We start from the raw sequence: 14,353 nt of genomic DNA, 5'->3' as shown, positions 1-14,353 counted from the left end.
AGTTTTTGAAGATACAGGGAAGAACGGCATGGCCGGAAGCGTAAACAAAGTCATTCTCGTTGGTAATCTCGGTCGCGATCCGGAGATTCGCAGCACGCAAGACGGCACCAAAATCGCCAATCTGTCGCTCGCCACCTCCGAAACCTGGCGCGACCGGAATTCGGGCGAACGCCGTGAACGGACGGAGTGGCACCGAGTCGTGATCTTTAACGACCGGCTCGTCGATGTGGTGGAAAAGTTTCTGCGCAAGGGGTCCAAGATTTACATCGAAGGTGCTCTTCAGACGCGCAAGTGGACCGATCAGCAGGGCGTCGAGAAATACAGCACCGAAGTGGTCCTGCAGCGTTATCGCGGCGAACTGACCATGCTCGACGGCCGGAGCGAAGGCGGCCAGGGCGTCGGTGGCGACTACGGCGGAGGTCAGGGCGGCGGAAACTACGGCGGCGGCTTCAGCAGCGGTGGCTCACAAGGTGGCAGCGGTTCCCAGGGTGGGGGCGGCTTCGGCGGCGGCGGATCGGGGCCTTCGGGCGGTGATCTCGACGACGAAATCCCGTTCTAGGATCGAACCGCGTTTCGCAGGCGAGGCGAGATGCGCAAGGCGCGCGTCCCCTTGCATGACCATTTGAAATCGGAGCTTTGTCCGTGCCGGACCTTACTTGGGCTAACTTTGCGGATCTCGACCGCGAGGGCCTCTATGACATGCTGCAGCTGCGCAGCGAAGTTTTCGTCGTCGAACAAGAGTCGCTCTTTTCCGATATCGACGGCCTGGATAGGGTCGCCCGGCATTTGCTGCTCTATAAAAACAACGTTCTTATCGGCTATCTCCGCTTTCTAGGGCCGGAGCATCGCGGCGACGGCAACGTCGCGATCTCCCGGGTGGTGCTGCGCAAGAATGCAAGAGGGCAGGGTCTCGGCCGCGTGATGATGGAGGCCGCGCTGAGTGAGGTACGCCGGATGTATGCGGAAACGCCGGTTACGCTCTCGGCGCAGATCGATCAGGAGGCGTTTTACAGCTCGCTCGGTTTCGTCAGAGTTCCGGGCGAACCTTACGATGACGCCGGTATTCTTCACATTGATATGGTGGCGCCTTGAAGCGCCCCCTGTCTCGCGTCGGGGATCAAGACGCCACCGCTGCCTTGGCTCCGGGGAGGTGGCGCTCGAGCACATCGAATAAGGCCTTTTTCTCGACGGGCTTGCGGACGTAGTCGTCCATACCCGCTTCGATACAGGCCTCCTGGTCCCCCTGAATCGCATTGGCGGTCAAGGCGACGATGGGAATGCCCGAGACTGCGCCGGATAACGCACGAATGGCCCTGGTGGCCTCAAGGCCGTCCATTTCAGGCATTTGCATATCCATCAGCACTAAATCGTATGATTTTGCTTGAACGGCGGTCAAAGCTTCCAGCCCATTTTCCGCGACGTCTGCCTTGTGTCCAAGCGATTCCAGAAGCTTGATCGCTACGATCTGATTGACCTTGTTGTCCTCTGCAACCAGGATGTTTCCAGACTTTGAATTGACCAGTTCGGCGCTTTTGGGAAGCTTCAGATCCCGCTCCGGTGTCTTTCCGCCCAGCAGCATTAAACTGATACAGTCGAAGAGATCAGACTGTTTGATGGGTTTGACGAGACGCGCGTCAAACCCCATTTCACGCAGTTGGTCCAGTGAGCGATTTTCCATGCCCGAAGTTGCCAGAACTGCTTTGAGGTCAGCAAACTCCGGTATCTCACGAATTCTGCCAATCAATTCCTCGCCATCGGTGTCCGGCATCATGTAGTCCAGGAACGCGATCTCTACGGCGGCTCCTTTTTGCCGCTCTTCCTGCAACAACGCTATGGCCTGACCCGGGTGTAAGGTCGAAACCGTGACCATACCCCAGGATTGCAGTTGTTTTTCCATGATCAGGACATTCATCTCGGAGTCGTCCACGATCAGAGCTTTTTTGCCTCGCAGCAGTTCCTTCGGAGAGATCGGGGTCAGGTCATTAATTTCACCCTCTGCGGACTTCACAGGCATCGTAAAGCTGAAGGTGCTGCCCTGGCCGGGCTCACTCTCGAGAGAGATCTTTCCCCCCATCAACTGCACGAGCTGCCGGCAGATTGCCAGCCCCAGCCCGGTTCCTCCGAATCGCCGTGTCGTTGAAGCATCTGCCTGGCTGAATTTTTCGAAGAGCTTCGACTGAGCTTCCTTGGGAATACCGATACCGGTATCGGCGACTGAGAATTTTAGAACGGTCCGTTCGGCAGTGGATGTTTCGTCGAGGGAACAGGAGACTGAGATCGATCCCCGTTTCGTGAATTTGGTGGCGTTTCCTGCAAGATTCAGGAGGATCTGGCGGAGCCGTGCAATATCCGCCCGCACGGCGTTCGGCACAGCCGGATCAATGTAGGATTGGATTTCATTGCCGTTCGCAATGGCGCGCTGAGCGACCAGGTCGGTTACCGATTCAACAAGTGCAATCGGTGCGAAATCAACCAGTTCGAGCTCAACTTTTCCCGCTTCAAGTTTCGAAAAGTCGAGAATATCGTCGATGATCGCCATCAGCGCTTCACCTGAATCGCGGATGGTTTGCGCGAACTTTCGTTGTTCCTGTCCCATATCAGTTTCGAGCAGCAATCCCGTCATGCCGATCACGCCGTTCATCGGTGTGCGGATTTCATGACTCATCGTCGCTAGAAACTCAGACTTGGCCTTGTTGGCCTGCTCAGCTTGTTCTTGTGAAGCTGTGGTTTCGTCGATGCGCTCGAGCATGCCGTTAAAAGCGTGGCTGAGCTGCCGGAATTCCCTTACCCCCTCATCGCGGGCGCGCTGATCCAAAGCCGCGCCCGAACTGATGCTTTCGACGGTTTCGATCAATCCCACCAGAGGGCGTCGTACAAGTGAAGTCACGATGCCGGTTGCGATCAGAAGGGCAAGGACGGCGGCGCCGAAGGACAGAACGACCAAAGTGCTGACCCGATCGGATGCCGCAAAGGCTTCTTCCTTAATTTCTCCGGTTACCACGAGCAGGTTGTTGGCAAAGCTCCAGGAGTGTCCGTGACTGTTCACCGTGTTTCGGCTTTGAATCCAACCCGAAAGCGTTGCTCCAGGGTCGTCGTCGCCCTGCCTGCCGAAGTCCTCTGTCGAAGAGTAGACAATCTGATCAAGATGGGTATCGATAATGGCGTAGAGGCGCGACAGAGATGGAAACTCGAGTGTCTCGCGCACGCCCTCGGCCGAGTAGACCGTGACGAGCATGCCTTCCGGCATCCCGTTTTTAAACACCGGCACTGCGACCACCAACTGCGTCGGACTGACCGTGAGCAGAGGAACACCGGACATAACGCGCTCAACCCAGTCCCTGTCCTCAAAGCTTGCGAGCTGGCCGGTCGAAGCAATTGGCCTGCCTTTATAGTCTGTCAGCGTGATGTTGTTCTTCTGACTGCCGGGCAACCGCAAGGATGCAAAAAAAGCAGGCAGATAGGTATGCCTGTTCGTTTCGTCGACAAGTCCGTTCAAGATCACGTCATTGGCGGCAAGCGCGCTGACAGCATCGACCAGGTTTTCCAGTCTGATCGAGAGAACTTCCGACGTGTTCAGAGATTGGACTGCAAGCTGTTCCTCGATGTAGGTCGTATTGGTGTCGTCGATCTCGCGAATCGTGAAGATCGCCGCGATCACCAGCAGTATTGTCATCGGCAGAGTCACACGCAGCGCGATGTAGCTTAGGACGCCCTGAGACGGCCTTTTTTCGCGCCTGCTCGCAAACACCTCGCTCATAAGCTACTCAACGGGCATGATTGCGCCGGACGGGGAGAAACGGGCGAGTGAGAAATCCCGCGCGTCCAGAGCATCATGCCGTTCGGGTGTGAAAGCGGGGGTGTAATCCCGGATCAATCCGCGATAGTCAGGCAAATTCTCGAGGCTGTCTCGGATTTTGGCGCGGTCGGTTGTGCCTGCTCGTTCCAGAGCCATGGCCAACAGGTGAATGAGATCATAGGCGTGTGCCGTCCCGACAGGCGCTGGAAAGGCCTCTGCACTCGAGGCGTCGTCGTAACGCGATATGTAGGCATCGATCACGGGAGCCGCGCGCTCGGGATGCACCGGTTTCACAAACGAGAAAGTCTGAAGAAACAGGAGATCAATCTCGGAGAAATCCTCGCCGACTTGGGCCTGAAAGTCGCCACCTGTGATTCCCCAGTGGGAGATGATTGGCAAGCGCTGCTCCTTTTCCAGGGACAACATCGACCTCACCGCCACACCGCCTTCGCGGGGGTTCGCCACCAGCATCACCGCATCACAGCCACGTTCCTTGAACAGACGAAGATGCTCGGAGAGGTCGGCGATTCCCCAGTTGAACCATTGAACGTCGACAATGGATGCGGAGAGTTTCTTCGCGGCATTCTGAAATGCCTTCTCGCTCGAACGGCCCCAGCCGGTTTCCTCAAGCAGCAGACAAGGCGCGCTGTGGTCTCGTTCAAGCGCGGCATTGAGCAGAAATTCGCCGGCGTACTGGTCGCGGACTGATACACGAAAAACGTAGTTCGGGTCGCGTCCATTATCAACCACCGGCGTTCCCGCCGCCCAGGCGCCGAGGTACACGACTTTGTGCTCGTGGATAAGGTCGAGTTCAGCCAGCGCGACCGGCGTGTGAATGCCTCCGATCACCGCGACGAGGTCGTCGACTTTGCTCAAGTCCTCGATATTGTCCTTGCCGCGCGCGGGGTTGCCACGGTGATCGCGCACCTGGAGTTCCAGGGGACGGTCCAGGACACCGCCGCGCGCGTTAACCTCGTCGATGGCAATCTGAGCGCCACGCCGGATCGCTTCGCCGGACAAAGCCGATCCGGACGACATGTCGGCATTCAATCCGACAATGATTGCGTCATTCGCCAATCCCTTCAGGGGATGGACGCACAAGGCCAGAAGTGCAAATAAAACAGAAAGCGATGATTTGTGCATATTGGAATCTGGAAAGTCATGAGTCATTCAAACCCAAATCTACGCCATGAGGCCTTTAAGAACTTTTAAGATTAATCAGTCCGATCTGTGCCCTGTTGCATGGAAACAAAGGGATTGAGGAACATCTCGACGACATCGCAGATCGCGTCGACCTCTCGTTATGCGCCTTTCGAAGGAATTAATTTTCCCGCAAAAAGTGCTGTTATTTCAATCCTGTCGGGTCTGTTAACTGCCCTATTTGTTTGCTGCGGAGATGCAGAAAAGAGGCCCCGATGGCCCCTGATCCGGACGTCGGAGAGTCTTTTGTAGACGAGGGTTCAAATTGACATTTTTTTTCTTATTAAAATCAAATAATTAACGTGGAATTTCTGATGCCGGTCCGGCTCTGCATTTAGTTGTTCACTCCGGGGAACTTTGCTACAAATTGTCGGTGCTGACGCGGCGTCTCCAGCGACTCGGAAGATCCAGCGTCGGCCTCATGAAATACCCTTCTCAGCAGTTCGACAGGACAGTTTTTTGAGTTCCAGTACAAATCCGCCTGCAGGCTCTCCTTCCAGCTTCGACATCACCCCCGTCACCATCGAAGAAGAGATGAGACGCTCTTATCTCGACTACGCGATGAGCGTTATTGTTTCGCGTGCGCTTCCCGATGTGCGCGATGGCTTGAAACCCGTCCATCGGCGCATTCTCTACGCCATGAAGGAAGCGGGGTACGACTGGAACCGCACCTACCGTAAATCGGCCCGTGTGGTCGGTGATGTCATGGGTCAGTATCACCCGCACGGTGATTCGGCGATCTATGATGCGATGGTCCGCATGGCGCAGGATTTCTCCATGCGTCTGATGCTGATTGACGGTCAGGGCAACTTCGGGTCCATGGATGGTGATCCGGCTGCGGCCATGCGTTACACAGAAGCGCGCCTGATGCGGGTTTCCAGCGAAGCCCTGCTTGAGGATATCGACCGCGATACAGTTGATTTTCAAGACAACTACGACGAAACCACGCGCGAACCCTCGGTTCTGCCGGCGCGCTATCCGAACCTGCTGGTCAACGGCGCGGGCGGCATCGCAGTCGGTATGGCGACAAACATTCCCCCGCACAATCTGGGTGAAGTCGTCGATGCCTGTCTGGCCTACGTGGATGATCCTGAGATCTCGATTGACCAGTTGATCGAGATTGTCCCGGGCCCGGATTTTCCGACCGGTGGTATTATCCTCGGACGCAAGGGAATTCGGGACGCCTATCACACCGGGCGCGGTTCAATCCCCATGCGTGCGGCGACCGAGATCGAGGAGATCCGGAAAGACCGCCAGGCAATTATCGTTTCCGAGATCCCCTATCAGATCAACAAATCCCGCATGCTGGAGCGGATTGCCGAATTGGTGCGCGACAAAGTGGTCGAGGGCATCGCCGATCTGCGGGATGAGAGCGACCGGCACGGCGTCCGGGTCGTCATCGAGATCAAACGGGATTTCGAAGCCGAAGTCGTATTGAATCAGCTCTACCGCCACAGCTCGCTGCAAACCTCCTTTGGCGCAAACATGCTTGCGCTCAACGGCGGACGGCCTGAGCTGCTGGACCTGAAGTCGATCATCGCGGCCTTCGTCGCCTTCCGCGAGGAAGTCATCACCCGCCGGACGATTTTCGAGCTGGGCAAGGCGCGCGATCGGGCCCACGTCTTGGCAGGTCTGGCGATCGCGGTTGCCAACATCGATGAAATCATCAAGCTGATTCGCGCGGCGCCGGATCCCGTCGTGGCCCGCGAGCAGTTGATGGCCCGCGAGTGGCCGGCCGCCGACGTTGAACCTCTTATCAGGCTGATAGATGAGCCGGGCCGAATGGTCTCTGAAGCGGGCACCTACCAGCTGTCCGAGATTCAGGCCCGCGCCATCCTCGAACTGCGCCTGCAGCGCCTGACCGGTCTGGAGCGCGAGAAAATCGCGGCGGAACTGGAAGAGATCGCCGCGGAGATCAAAAACTATCTCGAGATCCTGGAATCCCGCGAGCGTCTGCTCGATATCTTGCGTGATGAGCTGCGGGATATGCGGGAACGCTTCGCCACGCCGCGCCGGACTTTGATCGCCGAGGGTGGCTTCGATCATGATGACGAAGACCTGATCCAACGCGAGGACATGGTCGTCACCGTCAGCCACGGCGGCTACATCAAGCGTGTGCCGCTCAGCACCTACCGTGCGCAGCGCCGGGGCGGCAAGGGCCGCGCGGGCATGGCGACGCGGGACGAGGATTTCGTCAGCCAGGTTTTTGTCTGCAACACCCATACGCCGGTGCTCTTCTTCTCCTCGCGCGGCATGGTCTACAAAATGAAAGTTTACCGCCTGCCGTTCGGTTCGCCGACCTCGCGCGGTAAGGCCTTGATCAACCTGCTGCCTCTGCAGGAAGGCGAGACCATCACCACGATGATGCCCTTGCCGGAAGACGAGACGGCCTGGGGCGATATGTACGCCATGTTCTCCACCTCGACGGGCGGGGTGCGGCGCAACAAGCTCTCCGATTTCACCCGTGTGATGTCGAACGGCAAGATCGCCATGCGTTTCGAGGACGAGGGCGCCCGCCTGGTCAATGTTCAGACCTGTATCGAAAGCGATCATGTTCTGCTGGCGACGGCGCGCGGGAAATGCATCCGCTTCCCGGTCAGCGACGTGCGGGTCTTCTCCGGCCGGACATCGGTTGGCGTTCGCGGTATCCAGCTCGCAAAGGGGGATTCGATCATTTCGATGTCGATTCTCCGGCACACCGAGTTCTCGACCGAAGAGCGCGACAGCTATCTCCGCTATGCCGCCGCTCAACGGCGGGCAGAAAACGGCGGAAACGGTGACGAAAACGGAAACACCGAAATCAATCTCTCGGCGGAACGGATTGCCGAGATGGCAGAATCCGAAGACTTTATCCTTTCGATCGCCGAAGACGGGGTCGGCAAGCGCTCCTCGGCCTACGAGTACCGGATCACCAAACGGGGCGGGCAGGGCATTGCGAACCTGGATCTGACCCGATCAGGTGGGAAGTCCACCGGCGTCGCTGCTGTTTTCCCGGTCGAAGCGGAAGATCAGCTCGTGATGGTGACCGACGGCGGAAAACTGATCCGCTGCCCGGTCGACGGTATCCGCATCGCGGGCCGTTCAACCCGGGGCGTTAAGGTTCTCGATGTGGCGGAGGAAGAGAAAGTCGTCTCTGTTACGCGCCTATCCGACGATGGAACCGGGGCCGAAGGCGACGATGAGGCTCTTGCCGGCGAAGACGTTGAGGGCGTTCCTCAGACAGACGGAAACGCAGCGGCAGCCAGGGAATCCGGATCTGTGGAGGATTCCGTTGATCCTGAAGGGCAAGTCGAGGATGATCCTTCTGACGATCCCGAGGTTTGAGGCGGCGGCGGACGACGTAAGCCCCTCGAACAGGGACCTTTAAATCATGGGAGCCCGTGATTCTGCTGCCGGCGGTTCACGGGCTTCGGTGAATCTGTTGCTCTGTTGGCTCAGGGAGGTCTCATCCTCCCAGCCGACGTGATCCAAGCACTCTGGGGATGGAGAGGCATGAGCGGGAAGCGGATTGGACTTTACCCCGGGACATTTGACCCGATTACAAACGGTCATCTGGACATCATTACCCGTGGTGCAAAGCTGGTTGACAAGTTGATCGTTGCGGTTGCGCGCAATGCCGGAAAAGGCCCCATGTTCTCAACCGACGAGCGCGTGGAAATGGTGCTGGACGATATCGTCGACTTGCGCCGTCAAGGTCTGGACATCGAGGTCAAGGCCTTCGACAACCTGCTGGTTCACTTTGCCAAAGAGACCGAGGCGGCTGTGATCATCCGCGGACTGCGCGCCGTTTCCGACTTCGAGTACGAATTCCAGATGGCGGCGATGAACACCCGCTTGGACCGGGAAATCGAGACCGCATTCCTCATGGCGTCCGAACGCCAGCAATTCATCTCTTCGCGCTTCGTAAAGGAAATCGGCAAGCTGGGGGGCGATATTTCGACCTTCGTCAGCCCTTTGACCGCGGCGCGCCTTAAAGAGCGCTTTCACCACAACCCTATGAAATAGCGTTGGAATCCGCGCGTCCAAAGTCCTGGTCTTCGCATCGGAAATAGGGTGGATCGCGGCGCGTTGCGAACTCATTCGAAGGTTCCAGCTCACTGGATCACCCTTCGCCGGCGCTTGAACCTACGAGAATCGCGTCCGGGCTCTCTTTTCCCGTAATAAGCGACGGGAATCCTTAGGTTATTTACCTTTCGGTGAACCCCATTGGCGCCTGGACAGAAAAATCTCGGTTCCTGGTAATATTCCGCGAATCTCGAGGTTGACCGAATCCCATCACGGCCCTATGGTGCGCCCGCTCACGCTCGTTGAGCAGTGTGGGCCCGTAGCTCAGTTGGTAGAGCAGCTGACTTTTAATCAGCGGGTCACAGGTTCGAATCCTGTCGGGCTCACCATTTATCTCAAAAAATCTGAATGACTCTTTGTGAGATGCAACGCGGATCTCTGAGCGCGTGGACCGTGTGATGCGATCTCGGTCTAGCCGGCCGCCTGAAGAGCTGCATAGACCTCATAAGCACGTGCTCTGACCTTTGTTGCCACGTCGGGCGCGGAATAAGGTCTCGCCTGCGTGAACTCAAACGCGGCTGTACCGCTGTCCGCCAGGGTGCCGGCATGTTCGTGCAGGCGCAGTCTTTCGCGGTCATCTTCTCCACAGAGGCCTTCATAGGAGATGAGGCGCGCGGTCCTCGGCAGATTATTCAGGACATAGGCGTAGCAGTCCGCCCAACAGCCCAGCCAATACTCCAGACGGTCCGGTTCATAGTCTTCCAGCGCCAGGCCGCTGTCACCAAAGCGGAAGGGACGGTGGTTGCCGCCGAATTCGTGATGACCGAGCCAGTTCATGTACTCGAGAGCAAAGCTGTCGCCGGCATGGGTCTCCAGAAAGAGTGCGTGCTGTTTCTGGAGAGACATCGCGTGCTGAATAGGTTCACGGAAGGGAATGAAGATTGCGGCTTGCGGGAAAGCGTCCGCAATCGCAGAGAGCCGCAGCAAGTTATTGTTATTTTTAGAAAGATAGCGTGTCTGCTCGCGACTTTGGCCCGTCGTTAGAACATTGCGCACGAAACGGCGAAACTCTTCTATCGTATCGTCGTCGGGCTGATGGGGCCTCAGCGCGTCCCCGTGAATATAGTCAGGACCGCAGAAGCTGCGCCAGAAGACTTCTTCAAAGGCTTCGGGGCTGTCGAAATTCACCATGACCCGGTCGCCGTGGGCGCGTTCTTCCTCCGCTTTATGTCTGCGAAACAGGGACGATATGCCGGACCAGGTTTTGGGCATCAGGACAAACGGCATATCCCGGTAGGTGAGGGAGCGGAACTGACCCGACTGATAGAGGCTGCGCATCAACACCGTCGTGCCGGCCCTGGCGAGCCCGGCGACAAAAACGTGCTCTCCACTTTCTGAAGCCGCAGCCTGCCGGTTCAGCATGCTTTCGAGATCGTGGGACGCCTGTGCCACGAAAGGTGCGGCCAACGCGAGACGATGAAGCAGTCTCGACGTTGTTCCGTAATCGCTATCGGGCAAAGCGCGCCCTCGCTATGTAGTAGAGCGTCGCAGCCACAAGCGACACACCGACGGCGGTCCAGCTCGAGAAAAGCGCCTCAATGGAGAGGCTTGGATCGATAAAGAGCTGAACCAGAAATGCAGGTAAGACCGCAAGCATCAGAACCCCGGTCAAAAACAGCACCAGTTTTACGCTGCTGAGCATGATTTCCCGGGCATAGCGCAACATCACCCGTTCCTTCCAGTGGTCGGAAACGGCGCGTGCAGTGATAACATGGCCGGCCTTGTGTGTGGTCCCGAAGAGCTGATGCACCTGGTCAATCACCGGCAGCCGCAGAAAAAGCTCAACCGCGATGAAGCTGGCGAGAATGACCAGAAGGTAGTTCACGCTTCTTTCTCTGTTTTACCGGGCGGCGGCGGGGCTTTCTTTTTGAACATGCGCTTCAGCGGGTACCAGAAGATCGCGAAAAGGGCCAAAATTACCGACAGGACGACCCCGAGGACCGCGCCGATTGCACCCAACCCGAGACCGGGGCCGACATAGGCCTGCGCAGAGCCTGCGCTCACCAGGACGATGCCGCAAATCAGAAAGGCAACTAGTTTTCGCATTTCGGTAGTCCTCCTAGGCTGAAAAAGTCACTTTCCAGGTAGCGGGCTTCCGCGACGCGCAGGGCCCTGTCGTGCTCCCAGGAATAGCTGTTGATAAAATCGAAAATGACCTCGCCGTTCCGGTCCACTTCAAAGAGCCGGCCCTGCAGGCCACTGCTTATGAGCAGCGAGCCATGGTCCGTGATCTGGTGCATCCCATTGAAGGTCGAGCGGAAATTGTAGTCCGCGCCGTCGAGCAAAATTTCCGTGGCGTAGGTTTTGGGGTCTATGGCGACGATCTTAGAGTGTTTGCCCACACCCCGTTCGTTATTGCTGAAGACCGAGATTCTGCCGTCCGCGTTCCAGTCCGGATCATGCTGCCGGTCCCAGGGACCGACCCTCCACCACTTGACCTCAAGGCTTTGCGGATCCAACACGAAAACCAGGTTGGTGGTCCGGAACGAGAGCAGTAAATCGCCCGCTTTAAACCCGGGGAAGGCGGCGGCTCGCTCCACCGTCAGAGCTTCGATGTCATTCCCGTGCACCGCGTCGGGAACGCCTTTTTCGACCTGAAGATCGAAGATGTGCGTATCGGCGTTCTTCAGCCGGACGTCCTTCATATCGATCGTCTTTAGAATTTCACCGCTCTCGACGTCGACCTCGTGCAGCAAATGGTCAAAAGCCTTTTGGTCGCCGCCAAAGGTCCAGAAAGTGTTCTGATCGGTCAGAGAGATCGTGTGGTGATATTGGCCCTCCAGCGCCCAGAGCGGCCGGCTGCAGGCGTCGACTTTGACGATCGCGCCGCCTCTTTCCTGCATGGTGAAGATCACCGAGCCATCGGGCAGGATCGAGACGCCGTAGAGATTCTTGAGGACGTCAGGCGCGACGTTCGCCGGCTGGTCTTCCGTGCTGAGTTTCCAGCGATGCCGGATCTCACCCTTCTCATCCAGCAGGATGGCGCCCCAGAAGTTATCCTCGAAGTCAAAGGCACCGAAAAGCACCCGGTAACCGGGATCCTGACCTTCTTTGATAAAAACCCGCGGCAAATCGCGCCGCTCTCTCAAGCCTTCGAGGGGCAATTCCGCGTAGTTGCGGCCAGGAGTGGGTACGATCCTGTGCAATTGACGCTCAGGGGCGATATCAAAGTCATTTTTAAGCTTGCTGAATACGTCAGTGTCTTCAGTAGGGTCGCCAACCAAGAAATCCTGGACATCTTTAAGTACACTGTAAGGAAAGACTTCGTACTTTCCGATAGCCACACCCCAACCAACAAATAATACTGCAAATAAATAAAAGGCACCGACGCGCTGCACAACGTTCATTACTGTCTTCCACGATGAAGCCTATGTGCGCCGATGTTTCAATTCTTAAGAAACAATCAAATCCCCATGATCGAACTCTTTCCCGATGATGATATCAGTGGGAATCATTTTCAACCAAGATATAGCTGAATTCTGTGACCGATTTGTGTCCGGGGGAACCGCTCTTCTCATTGAACGTCGACACTTTTATCTGTCGGTTTATCGCGCTAAGGGTTTTAAAATGAATTCTGCAAACCTGCCAAACAGCGTCTTTTAACAGGGAACTCGAACGGACGGGTAAACGAAGCGGGCCGGTCCCAATTGGGAACCGGCCCTGCTGTTCTCGATCTTCAAGCGATCCTTTGTGTGGCGTTTACAGAACGCCTTTGGACATTTGATCAGAGATGAAGTCCGCCTGTCGTATGGCCAGCGCGACAATCGTCAAGGTCGGGTTCTCCGCGCCGCCGGTTGTGAATTGACTGCCATCCGAGATGAAGAGGTTTCGGATGTCGTGGGTTTGGCCGTGGGCATTCACGACCCCCTCAGAGGCTTTCGCGCTCATGCGGTTGGTCCCGAGATTGTGGGTCGAGGGGTAGGGCGGTGTCGGGAAGGTCCGGGTCGCACCGACTGCATCATAGACAGCCGCCCCCTGCCGATAGGCGTGCTCGCGCATCGCGATATCGTTCGGGTGATCGTCGAAGTGCACGTTCGGCACCGGCAGGCCATGCTGGTCCTTGATCTCGCCATGCAAGGAAACCGCGTTGCTCTCCTGCGGCATGTCCTCGCCGACCAGCCACATCCCCGCCATGTGATCGTAGGCATCGAGCGCCGTCGTAAAGGAACGGCCCCAGGCGCCAGGCTGAAGGAAGGCCGCCATGAACGGCAAGCCGAGGGAGAGCGTTTCCATTTCATAACCACCGGCAAATCCACGCGAGGGTTCGTGACGGGACTCGTCCTGGATTATCCCGGCCATAGTGGTGCCGCGGTACATGTTCACGGGCCGGTCGAACAGGGCGTAGACCGATCCGGTCATATGCCGCATATAGTTTTTGCCGACCTGTCCCGAGGAATTGGCCAGGCCATCCGGGTATTTGGACGAGGCGGAGTTGAGCAGCAGGCGGGGGCTCTCGATGGAGTTCCCGGCAACACAGACGGCACGGGCCTTCTGGCGCTGCTGATTACCTTCAGCATCCGCATAGACGACACCGGTGACCTTGCCGCTGTCATCGTGCTCAATCTGGAGCACATGGGCGTTGGCGCGGACCTCGAGCTTACCCGTCGCTTCGCCGTCGGGAATTTCGGTGTAAAGCGTCGACCACTTGGCTCCGAACTTACAGCCCTGGAAGCAAAAGCCTGATTGCTGGCAATGGTTGCGGCCGTCCCGGTTCTGCGAGTTGATCGCCATGCGGCCGGTATGGCAGTCCTTGTACCCGAGTTTGTCCGCGCCGGCCTTCATGACCTTGAAGTTGTTGTTTCCCGGCAACCCGGGGATTCCGTTGGTGCGGGTCACGCCCATCTTGTCTTCGGCCTTGGCGTAATAAGGCTCCATCTCCTGAAGTGTAATCGGCCAGTCGAGCAGATTGGCCCCTGCAATCTCGCCGTAGGTCGTGCGGACCTTGAATTCATGCTCTTGAAACCGCAGCGAAGCGCCGGCCCAGTGGGTCGTCGAACCGCCAACCGCCTTCACGATCCAGGCGGGCAGATTGGGAAAATCCCGGGCCACGAGCCAGGAGCCCGAGGTCGTTCGGTTGTCGAGCCAGGCCAACTGTCCGAAGCTCGCCCATTCATCGTTGGTAAAGGCGTCGTACTCGTGTCGGCTGCCGGCTTCGAGCAACACGACATCGACACCCTTCTGGGCCAGTTCATTGCCAAGGGTTCCACCGCCGGCCCCCGAGCCGATTACCACAACAACAGAGTCATCGTTTAGTTCATAAGGCGCAGTCATCGTCTTTTTTCCACCTCCGTC

11 protein-coding genes and 1 tRNA gene are annotated in these 14,353 nt (G+C 57.4%); 5 read left to right on the top strand and 7 right to left on the bottom strand.

From position 1 onward, the window contains the following. Positions 1-28 precede the first annotated feature (28 nt). Positions 29-559: a single-stranded DNA-binding protein gene (gene ssb, locus FKG95_RS16655; protein ID WP_142897504.1), complete on the top strand. Its 531-nt coding sequence runs from the start codon at positions 29-31 to the stop codon at positions 557-559. Between the two features lie 83 nt (positions 560-642). Continuing rightward, positions 643-1,092 carry a GNAT family N-acetyltransferase gene (locus FKG95_RS16650; RefSeq protein ID WP_218940226.1) on the top strand — a complete coding sequence of 150 codons (450 nt, stop codon included), beginning with the start codon at positions 643-645 and terminating at the stop codon, positions 1,090-1,092. Positions 1,093-1,117: 25 nt separating this feature from the next. On the opposite strand, the gene FKG95_RS16645 is transcribed toward FKG95_RS16650, so the two are convergent. Next, positions 1,118-3,757 carry a hybrid sensor histidine kinase/response regulator gene (locus FKG95_RS16645; protein WP_142897503.1) on the bottom strand — a complete coding sequence of 880 codons (2,640 nt, stop codon included), beginning with the start codon at positions 3,755-3,757 and terminating at the stop codon, positions 1,118-1,120. Positions 3,758-3,760: 3 nt separating this feature from the next. Then, positions 3,761-4,873, bottom strand: a complete 1,113-nt coding sequence (locus tag FKG95_RS16640) for an ABC transporter substrate-binding protein (protein WP_179954131.1) — start codon at positions 4,871-4,873, stop codon at positions 3,761-3,763. A 582-nt stretch (positions 4,874-5,455) separates the two neighbouring features. Here FKG95_RS16640 and gyrA point away from each other — a divergent pair. The 3 genes from gyrA to FKG95_RS16625 all read left to right on the top strand — a co-directional run bounded on the left by gyrA (position 5,456) and on the right by FKG95_RS16625 (position 9,390). Next, positions 5,456-8,320: a DNA gyrase subunit A gene (gyrA, locus tag FKG95_RS16635; protein ID WP_281281473.1), complete on the top strand. Its 2,865-nt coding sequence runs from the start codon at positions 5,456-5,458 to the stop codon at positions 8,318-8,320. Between the two features lie 168 nt (positions 8,321-8,488). Next, positions 8,489-9,001 carry a pantetheine-phosphate adenylyltransferase gene (gene coaD / locus FKG95_RS16630; RefSeq protein WP_142897501.1) on the top strand — a complete coding sequence of 171 codons (513 nt, stop codon included), beginning with the start codon at positions 8,489-8,491 and terminating at the stop codon, positions 8,999-9,001. Positions 9,002-9,314: 313 nt separating this feature from the next. Then, a tRNA-Lys gene (locus FKG95_RS16625) sits at positions 9,315-9,390 on the top strand. Between the two features lie 82 nt (positions 9,391-9,472). Here FKG95_RS16625 and FKG95_RS16620 read toward each other — a convergent pair. The 5 genes from FKG95_RS16620 to FKG95_RS16600 all read right to left on the bottom strand — a co-directional run bounded on the left by FKG95_RS16620 (position 9,473) and on the right by FKG95_RS16600 (position 14,332). Beyond that, on the bottom strand, positions 9,473-10,519 hold the full coding sequence (locus FKG95_RS16620; protein ID WP_142897500.1) for a sulfotransferase: 1,047 nt from the start codon (positions 10,517-10,519) through the stop codon (positions 9,473-9,475). Continuing rightward, positions 10,509-10,886 (bottom strand): hypothetical protein, encoded by a 378-nt coding sequence (locus FKG95_RS16615; protein WP_142897499.1) that lies wholly within the window; start codon positions 10,884-10,886, stop codon positions 10,509-10,511. Before FKG95_RS16615 ends, FKG95_RS16620 begins: the two co-directional genes overlap by 11 nt. Beyond that, positions 10,883-11,107, bottom strand: coding sequence for a hypothetical protein (locus tag FKG95_RS16610; protein ID WP_142897498.1), 225 nt, complete (start codon positions 11,105-11,107; stop codon positions 10,883-10,885). Before FKG95_RS16610 ends, FKG95_RS16615 begins: the two co-directional genes overlap by 4 nt. Continuing rightward, the gene (locus tag FKG95_RS16605; RefSeq protein ID WP_179954130.1) at positions 11,095-12,207 is read right to left on the bottom strand and encodes an arylsulfotransferase family protein; all 1,113 of its coding nucleotides are present in this window, start codon (positions 12,205-12,207) and stop codon (positions 11,095-11,097) included. Before FKG95_RS16605 ends, FKG95_RS16610 begins: the two co-directional genes overlap by 13 nt. 553 nt (positions 12,208-12,760) lie before the next feature. Next, entirely contained in the window at positions 12,761-14,332 is a 1,572-nt protein-coding gene (locus tag FKG95_RS16600; RefSeq protein WP_142897496.1) for a GMC family oxidoreductase, read from the bottom strand. Positions 14,333-14,353 lie beyond the last annotated feature (21 nt).

Origin of the sequence: Denitrobaculum tricleocarpae (genome assembly GCF_007004665.1) — a bacterium.
GTDB classification, from domain to species: domain Bacteria; phylum Pseudomonadota; class Alphaproteobacteria; order Kiloniellales; family Kiloniellaceae; genus Denitrobaculum; species Denitrobaculum tricleocarpae.
The sequence above is the reverse complement of the archived record's forward strand: the minus strand, read 5'-3'. Positions and strand labels throughout refer to the sequence as shown.